Raw genomic sequence first — 21,355 nt, 5'->3', positions numbered from 1 at the left:
TTCCATCCAATAGGATGATTGGGGACAAAGAGGTTTCGTGTCGCGCCGGTTGGATTTCGCGAGATGTATGGCCTAGGCTTGCTCCATGACACAATCCGGAGCCACCATGATCAACCGTCGCCATTTCCTTTCTTCCGCATCAGTTGGCGCTGCCATCCTTGCGGCCGGCCCCGTGTTCGCGCGCAAGCCCGTGCCTCAGGCCGCCGCCGGGTCGGCCAACCCGGCCCTGTCCGCGTTCATGGACGCATATTTCGAAGCCCAGATCGATGCTTCGCCAGAAGCTGCGACCAGCTTTGGACTTGATACCGGCGCTCGCGCCGCCCTGAAATCGCATCTTACCATTCCCACCCGCCAGCGCGAGGAAGAAGACCGCGCCCGCACGCGCACTGCGCGCGCCGACCTTCGCAAGATCCACCGTGCGTCGTTGGGCGTGCAGGACGGCATCTATTACGACACGATCGAGGCCAATCTCGATGCGGTCATCCGCACATACGCCATTCCCTATGGGCAGGGTGGCTGGCCGCAAATCTATCGCGTCAGTCAGGGTGGCGGCGCCTATCTCAACACGGGCGATTTCCTCGATAATCAGCACGGCATCAAAAATGCGGCCGATGCCGAGGCCTATGTATCGCGCATCAATGACTTTGCAGACGTGCTGGCCTCGGAGACCGATCGCATGGTGGAAGATTTCGGCATCGGCGTTGTTCCGCCCGATTTCATCCTCAAGAAAACCATCGGCCTCCAGGGCGCGATGTTGAACACGAAGGCCGCCGATTCACCCCTCGTCGGATCGATCGTGCGCCGTACGGGTGAGCAGAAAATCGCCGGCGACTGGCGAGCGCGCGTCGAGAAATTGGTGACGGAGCGGGTCTATCCGGCTTTGCAGCGCCAGAATGACGCCTTGAAAGCTACCCTGCCCAAGGCAGGGCACGAGGCGTCGGTCGCGCGCCTGCCCCAGGGCGATCAATATTATGCGAACAGCCTCAACTATATCACCACGACGCGGATGACGGCGGACGATATCCACCGTGTCGGCCTGGCACAGGTGGCAGAACTGACCGCGCGTTCGGACGAGATGCTCAAGAAGCTGGGCTTCAGCAAGGGAACGGTGGGCGAGCGCATGATCGCGCTGAACGCGGACCCTGCCAATGTCTATGCCAATACCGATGCCGCCAAGGTTCAACTCGTCGCGCACCTCAATGATCAGATGGCGGCGATGCAGAAACTTCTGCCCAAGGCTTTCGGCCATCTGCCCAAGTCCGGGGTCGAGATCAAACGTGTCCCGGTCGAGATTCAGGAAGGCGCGGCGCAAGGCTATTATAATCCGCCCAGCCTGGACGGCACGCGACCGGGCATATATTGGATCAACCTGACCGATACGGCCAACTGGCCCAAATATGGTCTGCCGACGCTGACCTATCATGAGGCGATTCCGGGGCATCACCTACAGATCGCGTTGCAGCAGGAAAGCGCAGCGGCGCCCAAGCTGATGAATCTGTTTGGTTTTTCAAGCTATACCGAAGGCTGGGGCCTTTATGCCGAACAACTTGCCGACGAGCTTGGCGCGTACGAGAATGACCCGCTGGGTCAAGTCGGCTTCTATCAGAGTTTGTTGTTCCGCGCGGTGCGGCTGGTCGTCGATACCGGGCTTCATTCGAAGGGCTGGAGCCGCGAGCAGGCGATCCGCTATTTCATCGACAATACGGGCCGGGCAGAAGGCGGCGCCACGTCCGAGGTGGAGCGTTACTGCGCATGGCCGGGCCAGGCCTGCGCCTACAAGGTCGGTCACAATGAGTGGCTGCGTCTTCGCAAGAAGGCTCGCCTTGCTCTGGGTGAACGCTTCGACATCCGCAGTTTCCATGACACCGCATTGGCGGGTGGCGGCATGCCGCTGACCGTGCTGGAGCGCGTGGTCGATAACTGGATCGCCGAACGGAAGGCGGGCGCGGCCTGACGCTCTTAATGCAACAAGGTCGAGGAGGGCGTTTGCATTTCCTCGACCTTGTGCGTTGAATATTTCTGTTTCGAACCGCCGTTACTGGGGCGTTTTTGTCGCGAACCAGATATGATGGACGTCTTCGTCGCTGTCGACGAACGCTGGCAATTTCCGTTCCTCTACAGCAAAGCCGATGTCTTCCAGCATGCGATCGAAACCAGCTGCGGGATAAGCGGACCAGATCGCCAATATGCCCCCTGGCCTGAGAGCTGAATGGGCAGAACGCAGCCCCCATCTGGAATAGAGCCGTTCATTTTCGATCTGGATCAGCCCGTCCGGACCATTATCCACGTCGAGCAGGATGGCATCGAAACGATCCGTCGAATTTGCGATGACATCATGCACATCTGCAATCTCCACGACCACGCGAGGGTCGGCGAGGTGATCGCGAAAGATGTGGGCTAACTGGCCTTTGGCCCAGGTCACGATTTTCGGCACCAGTTCCACGACAATGATCGATGCCTGCGGGGACCATGCTGCCAAGGCGGCGCCCAAGGTGAAGCCCATTCCCAGCCCGCCGATCAACACATTACCGTCCGCGTTCGAAAGACGTTCGCATGTCATTCTCGCCAAGGCTTCTTCCGACACATAGTCGCAACTGCCCATCAACTCCTCAAACCCGAATTCGATCGAGAAATTGTGACCATATTGCAGAAGACGCAATTGTCCGCCGCTTGGGATATCCGCCGTGTCGATCAACACGCCGGACGCCGCTAGATCTGCCTGGCCGCTATCGCTCGGAAGGAATGAAACTGGATCGACATGCTCTACCTGCCTATCGGCATTATGTAACTGATTCAGAAATATTCCTTTGTCGGGCGAGATCGTCGGACCATTAGAACGACTATTTAAATAGGTTATTTCCGGGCTTTGCGCGCGGCGTAACGCGCGTCACGAGCGGCCTTTCGCTCGGCTTCGGTCAGGGTGGCAGTTTTGGGATTGGCTTTCGCTACCGCTGCGGCCTGCTCCATAGCTTCTGCGCGTTTGGCCAGCCGTGCGGCTTCCCGTTCACGAACCGTGGCTTCGCGTCTTTCCCTGGCAGCCTGTTCCTTGGCGAGACGATTTGCCAGGCGTTCCGCCTGCTCGGCCGGATCAACAGGCGGTTTGTTGCGCAACTGGTCCAGCGCCTTCTGCTTGGCATCACGGGCTGCGGCGGTTCTATCCTGAAAGCCCGGTGCTTTAAATCCTCGCATAAATTCCTTTTGATCCTTCTGTCTGAGATATGGTCACCGGCGCGGGAAGAAGGCGACCTCATGAATGGCGAGAAAAGGGCCGTCCGCCCGGTTGGACCGGGTGCGCGTGCCGGTCATTCTCGTTCCTGTTTCGGGAATTGCCCCGCTCATAGCGCTTCTGCGCTTAAACCGCCACCCTAGTTAGGCAAGGTAGCTTCGACAGGCATTTTTTACCCACATTCTGTCCTTGCAGGAATTCCGATTTCCGCTCCATCGTCAGAATTTAGTCGATGGTGGATAGCGGTTGCGGGGGCGCTCACCACGCAAATATCCCAACGACCTTGCAAATTCGATCGCATGTACTAGATGGTACACAGCGTCGCGGCCGCGACGGTCTGGCGACTCGGCGTCCCATCGACCTTCAAACCGGCACCATCAGGCGACTATAACAGACAAAGGAGGTGCCGCGTGTCAGGCACGAAAATGCACGGCCAACCGCTGATCCGCGGTTGGCTGTTTCTGTTGGGGACGGTGATCCTCGCCGCGGGCCTTTTTTTCGCAATAGGCGGGATCAGGCTCGTCAGCTTGGGCGGGAGCCTTTATTTTCTGGTGGCCGGCGTCGCGCTGACCGTTGCAGCGGTGCTCATCGCTTTGCGCAAAGCAAGCGGGGCGTTGCTGTTTGGCGCTGTCTTCCTGCTCACCATTTTGTGGGCCTTGTGGGAAGTGGGTTTCAGCTTCTGGCCGTTGATTTCCCGCCTGTTGGCGATGGGCGTGGGCGCGACCGTGGTCGCTCTGTCCTACCCGCTGATGCGCCGTCGGGACGGTTCGGCGCCCGCCTGGCGTCCCGCATTGATTGTGGCTGGCCTGATCGGCCTGGGGTCGGTCGCCGGGGCCGCCGCCATGTTCGTGCCGCACCCCACCGTTCCGTTCGCAGGGCAGGAAGGCGCGCTGCTGCCGGTCGATCCGGCGCAAGAGCAGAAGGACTGGACCGCCTATGGCAATACGCATGGCGGCAGCCGTTTCGTGGCGCTCGACCAGATCACCCGCGGCAATGTCGACAAGTTGAAGGTCGCCTGGACATACCGCACCGGAGACATTGCGCTCAGCGACGGTAATGGCGCGGAAGACCAGAATACGCCGTTGCAGGTCGGCGATACGCTGTTCGTTTGCACGCCGCATAATAATGTTATCGCGCTCGATGCGGATACCGGCCGCGAGAAATGGAAGACGCTGGTCAATGCCAAGGCATCGGTCTGGATGCGTTGCCGTGGCCTTGCCTATTTCGACGCCCGCGCGCCGATCCAGCAGCCCAGCCTGCCGGGCGCAACGCCGGTGATAGCGGCAACCGTGCCGGCCGGCGCCGCCTGTCAGCGCCGCATCCTGATGAACACGGTCAATGCCGAACTGATTGCGCTCGATGCCGACACCGGGAAGTTCTGCGCCGATTTCGGCACGAATGGCCGGGTCGACCTGAAGGCCGGCCTCGGCAATGCGCCCGATCCCCAATATCAGCTGACCTCCGCGCCGACGCTGGCGGGGACGACCGTCGTGGTCGGCGGTCGCGTCGCCGACAATGTGCAGGTCGATATGCCGGGCGGCGTCATGCGCGGCTTCGACGTCATCAGCGGCAAGCTGCGCTGGGCCTTTGATCCGGGCAATCCAGCGATCACCGGGGCGCCGGCGGCGGGCAAGAGCTATGCCCGTTCTACCCCCAATGTCTGGGCGGCCATGTCCTATGATCCGGCATCGAACACCGTGTTCATGCCGGTAGGCAGCGCTTCGGTCGATCTTTATGGCGTAACCCGCAGCGCGCTCGATCGGAAATATGGTGCGTCGATGCTGGCGCTGGATGCCACCACCGGTCGCGAGAAATGGCATTTCCAGACGGTCCATAACGATCTGTGGGACTTCGACCTGCCGATGCAGCCGAGCTTCGTCGATTTCCCGGTCGATGCGACACGCAAGGTGCCTGCGCTTGTCTTCGGCACCAAGGCGGGCCAAGTCTATGTGCTCGACCGCGCCACCGGCAAGCCGTTGACCGACGTCAGGGAAGTGCCGGTGAAACCCGCCAATATTCCGGGCGAACCCTATTCGCTGACCCAGCCCAAGTCGCTGGGCATGCCGCAGATCGGCGTGGGTCCACTGACCGAGGCGGACATGTGGGGGGCGACCCCGTTCGACCAGCTGCTCTGCCGTATCGCCTTCAAGGGCATGCGCTATGACGGGCTCTACACCGCGCCGGGCACCGACAAATCGCTCAGCTTCCCCGGATCGCTGGGTGGCATGAACTGGGGCGGCATCTCGACCGATCCAACCAGCGGCACTATTTTCATCAACGATATGCGGTTGGGCCTGTGGGTCCAGATGTTCCCGCAGACCGCAGCGCAGAAGGGCCAGTCGGGCAGCGCGGGCGAAGCGGTGAATACCGGCATGGGCAGCGTTCCGCTCAAGGGCACGCCCTATTCGGTGGTGAAGGACCGCTTCCTGTCGGCCTTCGGCATTCCCTGTCAGGCGCCGCCCTATGGCACTCTGACCGCGATCGACCTCAAGAGCCGGGCCGTCAAATGGCAGGTGCCGGTGGGTACCGTGCGCGACACCGGGCCGATGGGCATTCGCATGGGCCTGCCGATCCCGATCGGCATGCCGACGCTGGGCGGTACGCTGGCAACGCAGGGCGGGCTCGTCTTCATCGCCGGTACGCAGGATTTCTACCTGCGGGCCTTCAACGCGGCGACCGGGGCGGAAGTGTGGAAAGCCCGCCTTCCGGTCGGCAGCCAAGGCGGTCCGATGAGCTACAAGTCGCCCAAAAGCGGCAAGCAATATGTGGTGGTGACGGCGGGCGGTGCGCGCCAGTCACCCGATCGCGGCGATTATGTGATCGCCTACACATTACGCTGAACCAGAGGCGGGGTGGCTTGGTGCCGCCCCGCCCGCTCATTGTCATCATTCATGTCGCCGCGCGCCGGATTGTCGCGCGGAAGGGAGGGGCTGTGGCCCAGATCATTCATCCGCTGGCCCACCTGACCGTGGCGGGGCTGCTGTCGCTCCTGCCGGTAGCGGGCGCGTTCGCCCAGGATGCGGCGCCTGCACCGGACGCGGTGCGCACCCCGCCGCGCGAGACGTTGACGGGCGACTGGGGCGGACTGCGCACCCGCCTGAAGCAGGCGGGGATCACGGTCCGCGCGGACTATGTGTCGGAAACCTTCGCCGCCGTCGATGGCGGCCAGCGCCGTGGCACGGCCTATACGCAGCAATTGCGCGGGGGTTTTGATTTCGACATGGACGCGATTGCCGGCCTGACCGGCGGGACCGTGCATGTCACCTTCAACGACCGGCGGGGCGTGGGCCTCTCTTCCGATTTCGTCGGCAACCGGTTGCCGATTCAGGAGGCTGCGGGGGCCTATAATACGCGCTTGTCCGAATTCAGCTACGAACAGAATCTGGCAAATGACCGGTTCAATCTGCGGCTGGGCTTTTTCGCCATGGGCAATGATCTGGGCGGCATGCCGTTGGGCTGCAATTTCGTCAACGCTGCATTCTGCGCGCATCCGTTGTCGGAATCGGGCAATAGCGGCTGGTATAATTATCCCAATGCGCGCTGGGGTGCGGCGGTGCGCTATCGGCTGCGGCCGGATCTCGCGCTGCGCACGGGCCTTTATCAGGTCAATCCTCGGCTCAACGACCTGGACAATGGCTTCCGTCCCTTTGTGGGCGGCACGACCGGCATCCTCCTGCCGCTGGAAATGGAATATGATCCGGGCATCGAGCCGGGCAGCCGCGTGCTGCCTGGCCATTACAAGCTGGGCGTCTATTATGACAGTTCGCGCGCGGCCCGGCGGGGCGAGGACGGTACGCTGCGCGGACGCTATGGTTTCTATGCACTGGCCGACCAAATGATAGTACGAGACGGCAATGGCAGCCGCAGCCTGTCGATCTTCGGGCAGTTTACCGCCAATCCGGCGTCGTCGGCGCAGATCACCCATTGGTATGCGGCCGGGCTGGTCAAGATCGGCACTTTTCCAGGGCGCGATACGGATAGCATCTCGCTGGGCATCGTGCATGCACAGGTCAATCCGCGCCTGCGCCACACAGCGACCGAGGCACAGGATATGCCCGGTGGCTATGCCGCACTGCCGATGGGTGAGACTGCCATCGAACTCAGCTATGGCATCCAGTTGCGTCGCTGGCTGAGTATCCGGCCTGACCTGCAATATATTATTGATCCGGGCGCCTTCACCTATAGCCGCAACCATGATGCGCTGGCGCTGGGCGGGCAGGTCAAGATGCAATTCTGATCCAGGCTTATGACTGTGTTCCAGCTGTTGACATTCTGCCTTGCAGGCACGCAGCACGTCGGCGATCAATCCATCAGCCTATCGATCATAGAGGAATGCACGTGATCCCTGACAAGAAGACCCAGATCGTCATCGTTGGGGGCGGCGCCGCCGGCCTTGAACTGGCACGCAAGCTGGGCGCCCGCTACGGTCGCAAGCGACATGACATCATCCTGATCGACCGCAATCGCACCCATATCTGGAAGCCATTGCTGCACGAGGTCGCGACTGGATCGCTCGACGCCAGTCTGGACGAAGTGGGTTATCGCAGCCACTGCCACCGGTGGGGCTATCGCTACCTCTATGGCACGTTGGAGGGAATCGATCGCAGCGCGCGGCGTGTCCACATCGCGCCGGTGTTCGATCCCAAGGGCCGCGAAGTCGTACGCGCCCATTCGGTTCGCTATGATTATCTGGTGCTGGCCTATGGTTCGGTAACCAACGATTTCGGGACGCCCGGTGTTGCGGACAATTGCCTGTTTCTCGATAGCCGCGTTCAGGCTGATGGTTTCCGCGACCAGTTGCTCGACCATTGCCTGCGCGTATCGCGCGCGATGTCGGCCGATCCGGCATCGGATGCGCGGGTGCGGATCGCGATCGTCGGCGGCGGCGCAACCGGGGTCGAACTGGCGGCGGAACTCTATAATGCGGCGGATGCGCTGGGCTATTACGGGCTTGAAGTGTTCGATCGCGAGCGGCTCGACGTTACCTTGCTGGAGGCGGGGCCGCGCATCTTGCCTGCCTTGCCCGATCGACTGGCCGACGCCGCGCGTGAGGAGCTGGAGGTGCTGGGCGTCAAGGTGCGCGCCGGTGTCGCCGTCACCGCCTCCACGCCGGAGGGGATGGAAACCAGGGATGGCGGTTTCGTCGCCGCCGATCTTCAGGTCTGGGCAGCCGGGGTAAAGGCCGCGTCGATCCGCGATGGGCTGGACGATCTGGAGCTGTCCCGTGCGGGGCAGGTCATTGTGCGGCCGACGCTGCAAAGCCTGGCCGACGATCGGGTCTTTGCGATGGGCGATTGCGCGTCCTACACGCCCGATGGCGCCGATCGGCCGGTGCCGCCACGCGCGCAGGCCGCGCATCAGATGGCGGATACCGTTTTCGACAATCTGGGTCGGTTGATGGCGGGGCGAGCGTTACGGAGCTTTGTCTATAAGGATCATGGCTCGCTGGTATCGCTCAGCCGCTATTCGACGGTCGGATCGCTGATGGGCAAGCTGGTGGGAGGACGCATGGCGGTGGAGGGGCGCCTTGCCCGCTTCGTCTATATGTCGCTCTATCGCATGCACCTGCTCGCCGTACATGGAAAGATACGCGGTCCAGCGCTGATCCTGGTCAGTCATATCAATCGTTTCGTACGGCCGCGCCTGAAATTGCATTGAGCAGGGGATTGGCGCCCCTCATCGGCAAGGCCGCATAAACCATCGTCCTTCCTGCCTATCATGCGGGCAAGGTGAAAATGATCGGCGCGGCGAACTCGATACGCTCGCCGGGCAGTTCGGTAATCTTGTCGATTTCGCGGCGCTTGCCACCCTATGCCGTCAGCGGCAAGCGTCCCGTGTCAATCTGCTGATATGCCGTAACGGTTATTTGTCCCAGTGTCGAAGTCGGCAAGGAGCTTCCTTGCCTCCTTCACTGTTACTATCGACAGGCAAAACGCGGGGGCGATGACAGCGGCCGCTATTTCCGAACACCGCTTCGGACAATATCGTCAACATCATGGGTGACGCCGTTCACCATCACCTTTTTCACCTTGAAGGTATTGGCGATATTTTCGCGTGGATCGCCATCCACCAGGACGATGTCTGCGAGCTTGCCCGGTTCAAGAGTGCCGGCGTCCAGATTGAGATCCTTCGCCGAGTTGACGGTCGCTGTCTGGAGGGCCTGGAACGGCGTCAGGCCCGCATCGACATAGGAGGATATTTCCGCATGCAGGTTGTTGGCGATCATCGTGTCGGTACCCGCCGTGACCAGCGCGCCCGCATCATACATTTTCTTCAGGCTCTTATACTGACCGTCCAGCAAGGGTTTGAGCATCGCGGCCATCGGATCGGCTCCGCTGATCGTCTCGCGCGCCCAGGTGGGATAGAGGTTCAGACGCGGATCGTCGCGATAACCCGGATTCTTCGATAGATAGGGATTCATCGCACCGAAATTCGTGGGGGTAAGCGTGCGGCCGCTGCGGCCGAACAATTGGATCACATCCTCATAGGCCATGCCCTGCGGCCCCTGTTTTGGGGAATAGCCGCGACGGCTGGTCGCGCCCATATGTTCGGTCGCATCGACGCCGGTAAAGGCCGCCGGGAAGATCTCATGGCCGCTGACCGGGATGCCCATGTCATGCGCCGCGCGCACGATCTGACGCTGATAGAGGTCGGGCATGCGGACATAGCTTTTGATCATGTCATATTTGAGCGCGCGCATGCGCACGAATTCCCGCTCCAGATGGGCGGGACTGGAAACGGCGACGCCCATCTTGTAATAGACGCGCTGCCATTCGAGCAGCGGTCCCGCGACATAGAGGCGCGGCGACAGGCGTACGCCCGATTCCGCCGCCTCGCGATCCTCTACTGCGTCGTAGATCTGCGTGCCCGGATCGCGCACCGTGGTGATGCCATAGGCCAGCCATGCACGTTCAAGGTTGGAGCCGAAATCCTTCTGCGCGTGGCTGTGATGTTCGATCAGGCCAGGAATGGCAGTGAGGCCGGTGCCGTCCACAAAATGCTCCGCCTTGTGCAGCGCCGGATCGTGATCGCGTATTTCGGCGATGCGGTGGCCATCCACGATGATGTCCTTGTCATGCTGGGTCACGTCGCGGACCGAGTCCACGAGGTTGCTGACATGGATGACGGTGCGGCCGGTCGGATTGGCGATGCGGTAGGTCAGGTCCACCGGAATGTCGGTGATCGTGCCGGTTTCGATGTCGATGGATTTCAGCGCATCGGCCGACTGGAACAGGATGGTCTTGTTGTCGGCCGCCCATGTCGGGAAATAGCTGATGTCGGAGGTGTAGGCGCGCGGCGGGCCGAGCGGCTTGCCATCGGGCGCGACGGGCCAGATCTTGAGCAGCCCTTCGTAGATGGCCGCCATCTTCGTGCCATCGGGCGCCCATGTCGGGCCGCCGCCCGCGCGCGTGTCCATCGACATATTGTTTTCCGGAATCTGCCAGAAGGGTTTGCCGACCCCGTCGGACGGGATCATGTAGATCTGGTTGGTGCCTTCGCGGAAGCTGTTGGAATATTTGTGCGACAGGGCGATGGCGACATATTTGCCGTCGGGCGACCAGCTGGGGCTGCCGGGCTGACCCAGCGACCCTTGCAATCGGGTGATCTTGCCGGTGGCGACGTCCACGATGCAGACGCCGGCAACGCCCCAGCGGCCATCGACGTCGATATAGGCGATGCGCTTGCCGTCATGCGACCATGCCGCACCCAGCGGCTGGGTGTCGATGTCGGTGAGGCGGCGATCCTTTCCGGTGGCAAGGTCGCGTATCCACAGCTGCGGCAGGCCGCCGCCCTTGTCGGATGTATAGACGAGGCTCTTGCCGTCGGGCGACCATGCGGGATCGGTGTCGAGCGCGCCGTCCTTCGTCAGATTTTCCGGTACGCCGCCCTTGGACGACATGACATAGAGGTCGCCGAGCGCGGCAAAGGCAATGCGGCTACCGTCGGGCGAGAGGGTGGGATGGACGATGCCCAGCGCCTTGCGCGGAGCCGTGCTGTCCCAGTCGCGTTTGGCGCGAGCATAGGCGGGCTTGATGACTTCGAGCGTGGCGGCAAAATCGACGGTGGAGAGCGCCGCGCCTTTTCTGCTGCGGATCTTGCCGTCGGAGACATAATAATAGGTGCCGCCTTTTCCCCAGCTGACGCGGAAGGGGAAGACATTTTCGCTGCCGCTGACGGTTTTGCCGTCGATGTCGAGATGGCTGCCCGTCGCGTCTTGCACCACATAGGCGAGTTGGCCGTCCGGACCGAAGGATGGGGCGTCGATCTTGCCCTCCACCTGTTTCAGAAGGCTTTCCTGTCCATCGGCGAGGGTGGCGACGTAAAGCGCGGTCTTCGCGCCATCGATGCCGGCATAGGCGATGCGCGCGCCATCGGTTGACCAGCTCGGCAGGCGATCTTCGCGGCCGTTGCTGCTGATCTGCTTCATCGCTCCGCTGGCGATGTCTAGCGTCCAGATGTCGTAATTGCCGCTGCGGTCGGACGAGAAAGCCATGGTTCGACCATCTGGCGACCAGGCGGGTTCTCGGTCGTCATAGGCGCCGTCGGTCAACTTCTGCATGTCGCTACCGTCCAGCTTGATCGTCCAGAGATCATAGCCACCGTCGCGATAGGAGAAATAAGCGAGACGCGACCCGTCGGGCGACCAGACAGGCTGACGTGCGTCGTTGAAATAATCGGTGATCCTGGTCGCCTTGCCGCCTTTCACCGGTAGGATCCAGAGGCTGCCCTGCAAGTCCATCGCCAGCCATTTGCCGTCGGGGGATACCGACACGGCCATGGAGGTGCCTTCATGCACGTCGAAGGCGACGGGCTTTTCGCCGCCCGGGGGTGGCAAATTCGCGGGTTGGGCGAGAGCACTGGTGGCGCTTGCCGACAAAAGAGCGAGGGACAGGAGTTTGATGGCGGATTTCATGATCTTGGATCTTTCCCTTACCAGCCGAAGACATAGCGTTCGCGGCGGACATCCGCCCCGCCGCGCAAGGTGCCGCTGCCCGGCACGACGCCGGTCGCCACGATGCCGGTGGATACGGCGAACGGCCCCAGCACATCGAGTTTGTGACCGCGCGCGGTCAGGTCATCACGTACCGCAGGGGGCACGCGATCCTCGATTTCCAGCACGCCCGGTTCATCCTTCTTGATGCCGAAGGAGCCATGGAAGTGGTTGGAATTGATGCGGGGTGCCTCGATCGCGGCCTGTAGCGGCTGATCGAAGGCGAGGACGCGCAGCAGGACGTTCATGATCTGCTGATCCTGATTGTCGCCGCCCGGTGTGCCGATCGCCAGGTAGGGCGCTCCGTCCTTCAATATCATTGAGGGGGACAGGGTGGTGCGCGGGCGCTTGCCTGGTGCCAGAACATTGGGGCTGGTAGGATCGAGGTCGAAGACGGTCAGGCGATTGCTCATCGGGACGCCGGTGTCGCCCGCGACATAGGCGCCGCCGAGCATCCAGCCGCTGCTGGGGGTGCAGGAGAAGAGGTTGCCATCTTTATCGACTACTTCGATCGCGGTCGTGTCCGCCGTGGGCTTGGGCGGCGCCTTGAGCATGTGCGGCGTGAAGACCGGCGTGGTGCGGGCCTTGCCCTCGAACGCCCATGGATCGCCGAAGCGATGGTCGAGCGACGCCTTCGGCCCGATCTGCTTCGCGCGCGCCGCGGCATAGTCCTTCGATAGCAGGCCCTTCATGGGAACGGTCGCGAAGTCGGGATCGCCAAAATACATGTTGCGATCGTCAAAGGCGAGCTTGATCGATTCCGCCACGGTATGGAGATAGGGCGCGGACCCCGGCTCCATGGTGGCGATGCCTGCTGCCTCTGCGATGTTGAGCGCCATCAGCATGGCCGGACCCTGGCTCCAGAAGCCGGCCTTATACACCTCATACCCAAAGACTTTCGTCATGGCCGGCGTTTCGACCTTGCCCTTGTATCTGGCGAGATCCTCATAGCGCATCAGGCCGCCGTCGCGCTCCATGGCCGCACCGATGCGGCGGGCGATGTCGCCCTTGTAGAAAGCGTCGCGCCCGGCCTGAATTGCAGCCTTGCGGTCCTTGGTCTTTGCAAAGGCAGCGCGGTCGGCATCCGCGATGGTGCGCATGGTACGGGCGAGGTTGGGCTGGCGGAAGATTTCGCCTGTCTTGGGCAGTTTGCCGCCCGGATAATAGGCGTCGTAGGCGTCCTTATATTTGGACGTGGCCTTTTGCTGGCTGACGAAGACTTCGGCAAGGAAGTTATACATGACGAAGCCATCGGCCAGTTCGATGGCGGGCTGCATCACCTGATCCAGCGTCATCGTGCCATTGAGTTGGAGGGCCAGCGCCATGGCATCGACCATTGCGGGCACTGTGCCGCCATTGGGACCATTGCCAGGGATGACGCCTGCGGCGGCAAACCTGTCCGGCGTGGCGAGGCCGGGGGCAACGCCCTGGCCGCTGACGAGCGAGATCTTCTTCATCTTTGCGTCAAAAATGATGGTCGGTGCTTCGCCGCCGAAACCGAAGTGGGAGATTTCGGTGACCGCCGCCGCGAACACCGCCGCGACGCCCGCATCCGTGGCGTTGCCGCCTGCCATCAATATGCGCGTGCCTGCCGCTACGGCATAATGGCGGCCCGCTGCGACGATACCGAAATTTCCCACGATTTCCGGACGCAAAGTTTCTCCGGCACTCACCAGTCGGGTGGGTTCGATCGCCGCTTTGGGCGCCTTGTCATTCTGTTGGGCGCCAGCGGAGGTTCCGCTACCCAGCGCGGCGAGGCCGCCTGCCGCCAGGGTCGCGAAGTCGCGACGGCTCAATACCTGCTTTTCGGTTTCGCTCATGAATGAAAATCCCCTGTGGTCGGCATTTGCGGTGCGGTCCGAGGGAAGGCGCGCGCCTGCCGACGTCGTTCATAACGCGCAAGTCGTTGCGATCCTCTATTTGCCGACAAAATTTGAAAGATTACAAAATATTTCGAAATTCATGGCGGAAATTTCGTTCTCATCTGTCTTAGGTGAAGGATCGTACGCGATTGCGGATATTGCGTACGACCAAACCCTGCTGCCGCAAGGGCGACGACGATCGAGAAAATCCGTGCCGGGAGAGGATGCCGGAATTCCAGTTTTCGGGGATTTCCGTCGGTATAAATTCTGAACTAACGTCCATTTTGGCCATCGTAGTTCAATCTTCGTGACGTCTATTTCGAACCGACCTGATCGCCAGACTGAAAAAGGCAATGCGCCGGGAGGGTCGGCGCATGTGCTTCATCACAGGGGAAGAACGAACGATGAGCAGTAGAAAAAAAACGATTGTCGCTCTGGCCGGTGTCAGCCTTTGGGCGCTGATGACCGGCGCAGCCCACGCGCAAGGCGCCAACGACGTCGCGCCGCAAGTCGATGAACAGCCAAACGCGGAAATCGTGGTGATCGGTTCCCAAATCAGGGGTGCCAATACAGCCGGCGCATTGCCCGTCAGTATTGTGGGTGAGGATCAGATCGAAGCTGTGGCAGCCGTTTCCGGCGCTGATCTCTATCGTTCTATCCCACAACTTGGTGGTGTGACCTTCAACGAACAGGTGCTGGGTGGTGGCAATGCCAACGCCGCGCGCGGCGACGTATCGACAGTGTCCCTGCGCGGCCTTGGTCAGGGCAATACGCTGTTGCTGATCAACGGCCGCCGTACGGTGCTTCATCCGACATCGCAGGCAATTACGGGCGTCGTCGATTCCGGCGTGCCGACTTTCGGCTACAATGCCAACACCATTCCGGTCGGCAATATCTCTCGCGTGGAAGTATTGCGTGACGGCGCGGCGGCGCTTTACGGATCGGACGCAGTGGCCGGTGTCGTTAACAACGTCCTGAATTCCGACTATAAAGGTGCGAAGTTCGACGTTCAATATGGGGGTGCCGAGGGTACCAATCTGCGCGAGTTTCAAGCCAATGGCCTGGTCGGATTCGACTTCAACGAAGGCCGCGGCAATATTTCCATATTCGGTGGTTATGCGCAGAAATCGAAACTGTATCTGAGCGATCAGGATTATACCGCCAGTGTCGATCGGCGTGGCTATGTGGCTGGCACCTCCTTTGCCAATGTTGCCGCATGGAACGGTACGGCGACCGCGACGCCATGGGGAACGTTTCGGGTCGTGCGCCCCGGTGGCGGCGCGGTATTCCTGAACCGGACGCTGACCAGCAACGGCACGACCTTTACCAACAGTTCGGGTCAGTTCCATATCCAGCCCAGCGCCAACGCGGGATGTCGCATCGCGACGGGAACGCCCAATACCTGTTATGACGACGGCAATGGCGTGACCGAAATGTCGGGCGCTGATTCCAATCTGCGGTTCAATTCGCCCGCGACGTTCGACGACCTGACCGTGCAGCCTTCGGTCAAGCGTATCAACATCTTTTCCTATCTGAACTATGAACTGTCTGACTCGCTGTCTTTCTTCGGTGAACTCGGCTTCTATCGCGGCAAGACCAGCTCGACTATCGGTGCGCCCGGATCGCTGGCCAATATTCCGATCACCGTGGCGGCGAATGCCTATTGGAACCCGCTCGGCCCGGTAGGATCGCCCAATCGCCTGCCGGGACTGGATCCCGCGGTCGTCCCGGTGACCGGACTGCCGATTCAGATCACGTCGCTGACTTATGCGGATGTCGGGTCGCGCAAGGTGGACGTAACCAATTACCAATATCGTTTTCTAGGCGGACTGCGCGGTAATGTCGGCGATTTCGAATGGGAATCGGCGGGTCTTTATACCTGGGCGACGGCTGCGGACACGCAGGAAAACTTCTCCAACACCTTGCTGCAAGCGGCCATCAATCGCACGACGCCTGACGCCTATAACCCTTTCAATGGCGGCTGCGTCGCCACGCCGTCGGTCGGCGATTGCACGCCCAACAGCCAGGCGACGATCGACAGCTTCATGATAGAGGCCACCCGCAAGACCCGCACCTCCCTGGCGCTGTGGGACTTCAAGGTTTCGAACTCCAATTTGCTGGGCCTGTGGGCGGACAACAGCATTGGCGTCGCAGCCGGTATCGAATGGCGCCGCGAAACCTATCATGACAATCGCTCGACCTATCAAGGCGGTATCGCTGGCGTCGATACCACCTACACCGACGCTGTCACCGGCGTCTTTTATGGTTCCGATCTTGGCGGCGCCAGCCCCAGCCCGGACGTGCGCGGAAAGCGCAACGTGAAGTCGGCCTATGCCGAACTGGCCATCCCGATCTTCAGCCCCGAAATGAACATCCCGATGTTCCGGCGTCTGAACTTCCAGCTGGCCGGTCGGTATGAAGACTATAGCGACGTCGGGTCGGTCGCCAAGCCTAAGGTTGCTGCATCATGGGAATTGCTGGAAGGCATGATGTTGCGCGGTTCGTGGAGCCAGGGCTTCCGCGCGCCGAACCTTGAGGTGATCAATACGTCCACGCTGGATCGCGTGAATGGCGGTTTCGACTATGTGCTGTGCGACGCCGACGTCCGCGCCCGTCGCGCGGCCAATTTTTCAAGTGCCGTCTGTAACGTTTCAGTGCTGCGCCGCAGCGGCGGCAACCCCAATCTGAAGCCTGAAGAATCCACCAGCTGGAGCTTTGGCGCGGTCTTTTCCCCGCAACTGGGCGACGGCCTTGGCAAGGTTACCTTCACTGTTGATCGGTGGAAGATTCAGCAGAAGAATGTCGTGGGCCTGCTGGACTATCAGAATGCGCTCAATCTCGATTACTTGATGCGTGTCCAGGGTAGCAGCAATCCGAATGTCATTCGCCGTGATCCGACGGCGGACGACATTGCGCGGACGAACGGGACCGGCCTCGCGCCAGTCGGCGAACTTCTCTATGTCATCGCCAACTTCCAGAACCTGCTGCCGGTCACCGTCCAGGGTATCGACTTCAATCTGGATTATGTTCTGCCCAATACCGGCATTGGCAGCTTCTCTCTGAACGTGAACGCATCGCGCCTGATCAGCTATTATGTCGATGCACCCGCTGGCGTGCAGCAGGTGATTGCCGGGCAGGCGGCTGGCGAGATCAACGCCGGTGTGCCGATCCAGGGCGGTGGCGACGTTATCGGCCGCGATGGCCAGCCGCGTTGGCGCATCTCGGCGACGTTCGACTGGTCGCTTGGCCCATGGAAACTGGGCGCGTTCACCCAATATATCGACAGTGTCTATGAAAATGGCGTGCGCGATGCGGCGGCTAATCCCTGGACTGTGAAGGGTCAAACCACCGTCAATCTCTATGGCCAATATACGTTCAAGAATGACGGGCCGCTCAACGGCACCACAATCCAGATCGGCGCCCGCAACATATTTGACAAAGATCCGCCATTGGCATCGACCGGCTATCTGTCAAACCTTTACCAGCCGCAGGCGCGTTACTGGTACACCAGCCTGAAGAAGGTCTTCTAAAGGCATATGGCAAAAGGCGCGGCGTCGATGAAGACGCCGCGCCTTTTCCGTTTCAAGCGATGAACAGGAGTTGATATGGCTTTGGACCGTCGGGAACTGATCGCGGCCGGCTTGACCGGCGCCCTGGTCGCGGCTTTGCCTTCGCGTGGCCTTGCCCAGTCAGGCAGTCGCGCGCCGGACGCCCCGCGTACCGGCAGCGCCGCCGTTTCTGCCCATCGTGTCGAAGTCCCGATGCCGCATGGCGGCGTGACGGCCGGTCATCCGTTGGCGGCCATGGCCGGGACGCGCATGTTGATGCAGGGCGGTACGGCGGCTGACGCGGTGATCGCGGCCATGGCCGTCATGAACGTCGTGGAGCCATGGGCATCGAGCGCGGGGGGCAATGGCTTTGCCACTTGTCTCGATCGCAAAAGCGGAAAGGTGCATTCGCTGGCCTTTGCGGGCGGGGCGCCACGCTTGCTGGATCCGGATGGCGACCCCAAAGCGTTGGATCATGGACCCAAGGCGTTGACGGTGCCCGGCGCATTTGGCGGCTGGATCGCGCTGGCACGCCGGTTCGGAAAACTCCCCCTTTCCACCCTGCTGGAGCCTGCGATCGGCTATGCGCGCGATGGACATCCGCTGGAAGCATCGATCGCGAATTTCATCACGCGGGCGCAAAAGACGCTGGCGCTTTATCCGAGCAGTGCGGCCATTTTTCTACCAGGTGGACAACCGCCGGCGGCACGATCCCTGTTCCGCAATCCTGACCTGGCTCGCACTTTCCAGGCGCTGGCGGACGCAGAAACCGCCGCGCTGAAGGGTGGGGGCGACCGTGACCGTGCGCTTCAAGCGGCCTATGACTATTTTTATACAGGGCCAATCGCGCAGGAGTTTGCGCGCTTTTCCACACAGGCAGGTGGCTGGCTGCGGCTTGATGACCTGAAGGACTATCAGCCGCAATGGAACGACCCTGTTACGACCAATTACCGGGGCCTGGATGTCTATGCCAGCCCGCTCACGTCCCGCACGGGCCTGGAAATGTGCGAGCAGCTCAATCTGGTCGAGGGATTTCACCTTTCCGCTATCCCGCCGGACAGCCCGCAATTCACGCATTTGCTGATTGAAGCCATAAAGATCGCAAAGGCGGACATATATAAATATGCCGCCGATCCCAGGTTCGCGCAAACGCCTGTCGCAGGGCTGCTATCGAAGCGCTTTGCAGCGCAGCGTCGTCAACGCATTGATCTGACCAGAGCGGGCGTCTATCCGGAAGGCGGCAATGCGGCTGCGTTCGACAATGCTGTTCGGGAACGGGCGCAACAGCATCTGGCTGCCGTGGGAGACGACCACACGCGGGGCGGCGACACTACCAGTCTTTCCGCAGTGGATGCCGACGGCAATGCCATTGCCGTGACCACGACGGTGGGTGGCGGATTTGGCACTTTCCTGGTGATGGGAAATACCGGCATCCTGTTCAACAATGGCCTGCGCCTTGGTTCGTCCGCGCCCTATGCGGGCCATCCCAACAAGGTCGCGCCCGTCAAGGTCGCGCTGTTGGGCAATGGCCCAACGATCGTGCTGGAAAGGGGCCGCCTCAAGCTGGTGTTCGGATCGCCGGGCGGCGAGACGATCGGTCAGACCCAGTTCCAGTTTCTGGTCAACATCGTCGATCGTGCCATGCCCGTGCAGGCAGCCATCGAGGCACCACGCTTTGCGCTGGATGCCGATCCCAATTTCTACAAGCCCGGCGCGGCGATCACCGTGCAGGCCGAGGGGCGCTTTCCCGACCCCCTCCTTCAGCAACTGGCGACGATGGGACACAAAATCGAAAAGGTCGGCCCCTATGCGATCGGAAGCGTCCAGGGCATATTGGTCGACGGGTCAGGCACCCGTAACGGCGGAGCCGATCCTCGCCGGATGGGTTATGCGATCGGCTATTGAACGGGGAGAACGATCCATCCGAAGGTCAGGAGGAGGAGGGAGCAAGCGTGGCAGAAACGGTCGGTCGCCTCATGGCGATCGCCTGCACCACCCCGTTACGATGATCAGGATGGCGAGCATTTCGGCGCCTTCTGCCGGCCAGTAATGTTTTCGACGCGCAAAAGCCCAGCCAGTTCTTGACCGGCTTCGATGGCTGGGCCCGCGGTACGCTCACAGAGCCGGGTATATGGGGTCTGCATTGCGAAGGGCGTGTCTAAACCTGACCGGGTGATAGGCGTGTAGCAAGACTATCAACCCAGCCACCCGCCGGTAAAGCCGGCCCGTTGCAGGCCGCGCCGGATATGCGGGTTTTTCTTCATCGTATTCCAGACGAGGCCGGAGCGATAATTTTCGATCATCGCGACGATTGGTCCCTGGTCGATGCCCAGATAATCCTTGTCCACCCAGCCGACTCCCAGGCGGAACTCGCCGTGGCGGAATGGCTGGGCCGGGCGGCGGATGATCGTCGGGTTGAAACTGTCCAGAAAGCCATATTTGTCGTAAAGCTGCTCGCCATAGCGAAAATACATGGCCTGAATGGTCGGCTCAACGATCTCAGGCGCAAAGGGGAGGGAGCCGATCAGCGCCGTGGGCGCCAGCGTACCATCATCGCGTTCGCCGGGGCCACGCGCGGAATAGCTGTAAAATTCCCGTTCCTTGCCCGCCAGCGTCATCTTGAAATCGCCCGGTCCGTCGCAGGCGGTCAGTCCCCAGCAGTCGGCGCCATAGCCGGCCCAGCCGCCCGGATTTTCCATCGCATAGTTGCGCTGGGCATAAGTGGCCCGGCGGCTGTTTTCGAAATAGTCGATCCCCTTGCCGGCCATATATCGATCGCGAATATCCCTGAAATCGACCCAGACATGGCTATATTGGTGGCCGAACATGGGCGCGAAATGCAGGTGCGGATCACCCCAGCGCGACGACCAACTGGTTTCGAACTGGGTGCTCCAGACGTTCCATGTGTCGTCGCGCAGCGGGAAGGTCGGCGACCCCATGCCCAATATATAGAGGATCATCCCCTCATTATAGATTTCCCAGTCGGAGCGAATGAAGCCGCTTTCGGGATGCCAGCCCATGGATACGAAGGGCGCGCGCGGCGTGATCCAGGTCCATTCCACCGCGCGATAGAGTCTTTCCGCCAGATCGCGAATCTTCACTTCGTCGGGATGGAGGGGATCGTCGAACCAGCTTTGCGCGAACAACACGCCCGCCATCAGAAGCGCTGTGTCGATCGTCGACAATTCGGACAAGGCGAAACGATAGCCTTTGGTGGAACCGAGGAAATGATAGAAAAAACCGTGATTGCCACTGACCTGGGTGCGCTTGTCGCCCATGGGTGCCGCGGCCAGGAACTGGAGCGTCGTCAGCGTCCGCTCGCGCGCTTCGTCACGGCTGATCCAGCCATGCGTGACGCCGATCGGATAAGCGGTCAACGCAAAGCCGACGGCGGCGATCGATACGAAGGATGGTGTCGGCCAGCGATCGGGCGACATGCCCGTCTTTTTGTCGGTGACTTCCCAGAAATAGCGGAAGGCCAGCTTCTGAATGTCGTCGATCAGAGGGCTGACCTCCACATCCAGCGCAGGACGATGGTCCAGTTTAGTCCATCCATCTACGGCAATCGGCCCTTCGGCGATCGGCACTTCCGGTGCGCGCGTGGCACAGCCCGACAATAGCCCGGCCAAGCCCACTCCCGCCGTGCCAACGAACGTCCGTCTGTCCAGCAATAGTTTACTCCAGTTGCAGAACCGCAGCGGACCAGATCGTGCAGAACCGGTCCGCT

12 protein-coding genes are annotated in these 21,355 nt (G+C 61.2%); 7 read left to right on the top strand and 5 right to left on the bottom strand.

All coding sequences use genetic code 11. From position 1 onward, the window contains the following. Positions 1–85: 85 nt before the first annotated feature. The gene (locus AC07UX_RS11755) at positions 86–1,954 is read left to right on the top strand and encodes a DUF885 domain-containing protein (RefSeq protein ID WP_495192184.1); all 1,869 of its coding nucleotides are present in this window, start codon (positions 86–88) and stop codon (positions 1,952–1,954) included. 81 nt (positions 1,955–2,035) lie between these two features. Here AC07UX_RS11755 and AC07UX_RS11750 read toward each other — a convergent pair whose 3' ends face one another. Together AC07UX_RS11750 and AC07UX_RS11745 are read right to left on the bottom strand one after the other, a co-directional pair. Continuing rightward, the gene (locus AC07UX_RS11750; RefSeq protein ID WP_495192183.1) at positions 2,036–2,698 is read right to left on the bottom strand and encodes a spermidine synthase; all 663 of its coding nucleotides are present in this window, start codon (positions 2,696–2,698) and stop codon (positions 2,036–2,038) included. A gap of 155 nt (positions 2,699–2,853) precedes the next feature. Next, a complete protein-coding gene (locus AC07UX_RS11745; RefSeq protein ID WP_495192182.1) occupies positions 2,854–3,189 on the bottom strand; it encodes a DUF6481 family protein in 336 nt (111 codons plus the stop codon). A gap of 447 nt (positions 3,190–3,636) precedes the next feature. Between AC07UX_RS11745 and AC07UX_RS11740 the strand changes: the two genes are divergently transcribed. The 3 genes from AC07UX_RS11740 to AC07UX_RS11730 all read left to right on the top strand — a co-directional run bounded on the left by AC07UX_RS11740 (position 3,637) and on the right by AC07UX_RS11730 (position 8,884). Then, a complete protein-coding gene (locus AC07UX_RS11740; protein WP_495192181.1) occupies positions 3,637–6,066 on the top strand; it encodes a glucose/quinate/shikimate family membrane-bound PQQ-dependent dehydrogenase in 2,430 nt (809 codons plus the stop codon). A 92-nt stretch (positions 6,067–6,158) separates the two neighbouring features. Beyond that, positions 6,159–7,463, top strand: coding sequence for a carbohydrate porin (locus AC07UX_RS11735; protein WP_495192180.1), 1,305 nt, complete (start codon positions 6,159–6,161; stop codon positions 7,461–7,463). A gap of 95 nt (positions 7,464–7,558) precedes the next feature. Next, positions 7,559–8,884: an NAD(P)/FAD-dependent oxidoreductase gene (locus AC07UX_RS11730; RefSeq protein WP_495192179.1), complete on the top strand. Its 1,326-nt coding sequence runs from the start codon at positions 7,559–7,561 to the stop codon at positions 8,882–8,884. Positions 8,885–9,182: 298 nt separating this feature from the next. Here AC07UX_RS11730 and AC07UX_RS11725 read toward each other — a convergent pair whose 3' ends face one another. Then, entirely contained in the window at positions 9,183–12,140 is a 2,958-nt protein-coding gene (locus AC07UX_RS11725) for an amidohydrolase family protein (protein ID WP_495192178.1), read from the bottom strand. A gap of 17 nt (positions 12,141–12,157) precedes the next feature. After that, positions 12,158–14,038, bottom strand: a complete 1,881-nt coding sequence (locus tag AC07UX_RS11720) for a gamma-glutamyltransferase family protein (RefSeq protein WP_495192177.1) — start codon at positions 14,036–14,038, stop codon at positions 12,158–12,160. On the opposite strand from AC07UX_RS11720, the gene AC07UX_RS11715 reads away from it, so the two are divergent. The 3 genes from AC07UX_RS11715 (at position 14,037) to AC07UX_RS11705 (ending at position 19,533) form a co-directional block, all read left to right on the top strand. After that, positions 14,037–14,351, top strand: a complete 315-nt coding sequence (locus tag AC07UX_RS11715; RefSeq protein ID WP_495192176.1) for a hypothetical protein — start codon at positions 14,037–14,039, stop codon at positions 14,349–14,351. The two genes, AC07UX_RS11720 and AC07UX_RS11715, sit on opposite strands and share 2 nt — an antisense overlap. Positions 14,352–14,484: 133 nt before the next feature. Continuing rightward, a complete protein-coding gene (locus tag AC07UX_RS11710; protein ID WP_495192175.1) occupies positions 14,485–17,610 on the top strand; it encodes a TonB-dependent receptor domain-containing protein in 3,126 nt (1,041 codons plus the stop codon). Between the two features lie 75 nt (positions 17,611–17,685). Next, positions 17,686–19,533, top strand: coding sequence for a gamma-glutamyltransferase family protein (locus tag AC07UX_RS11705; RefSeq protein ID WP_495192174.1), 1,848 nt, complete (start codon positions 17,686–17,688; stop codon positions 19,531–19,533). A 290-nt stretch (positions 19,534–19,823) separates the two neighbouring features. Here the strand turns inward: AC07UX_RS11705 and AC07UX_RS11700 are convergent, their stop codons facing one another. Next, positions 19,824–21,299 carry a glucoamylase family protein gene (locus AC07UX_RS11700; protein WP_495192173.1) on the bottom strand — a complete coding sequence of 492 codons (1,476 nt, stop codon included), beginning with the start codon at positions 21,297–21,299 and terminating at the stop codon, positions 19,824–19,826. Between the last annotated feature and the right edge of the window lie 56 nt (positions 21,300–21,355).

The organism is Sphingobium sp. GW821-FHT02B05, from assembly GCF_059421905.1.
This window is presented reverse-complemented; position numbering and strand designations above follow the sequence as displayed.

Coding starts and splice junctions, on each gene's coding strand:
- AC07UX_RS11755 (WP_495192184.1), top strand. CDS start 86: ATGACACAATCCGGAGCCACCATGATCAACCGTCGCCATTTCCTTTCT.
- AC07UX_RS11730 (WP_495192179.1), top strand. CDS start 7,559: ATGCACGTGATCCCTGACAAGAAGACCCAGATCGTCATCGTTGGGGGC.
- AC07UX_RS11705 (WP_495192174.1), top strand. CDS start 17,686: ATGGCTTTGGACCGTCGGGAACTGATCGCGGCCGGCTTGACCGGCGCC.
- AC07UX_RS11710 (WP_495192175.1), top strand. CDS start 14,485: ATGAGCAGTAGAAAAAAAACGATTGTCGCTCTGGCCGGTGTCAGCCTT.
- AC07UX_RS11720 (WP_495192177.1), bottom strand. CDS start 14,038: ATGAGCGAAACCGAAAAGCAGGTATTGAGCCGTCGCGACTTCGCGACC.
- AC07UX_RS11725 (WP_495192178.1), bottom strand. CDS start 12,140: ATGAAATCCGCCATCAAACTCCTGTCCCTCGCTCTTTTGTCGGCAAGC.
- AC07UX_RS11745 (WP_495192182.1), bottom strand. CDS start 3,189: ATGCGAGGATTTAAAGCACCGGGCTTTCAGGATAGAACCGCCGCAGCC.
- AC07UX_RS11715 (WP_495192176.1), top strand. CDS start 14,037: ATGAATGAAAATCCCCTGTGGTCGGCATTTGCGGTGCGGTCCGAGGGA.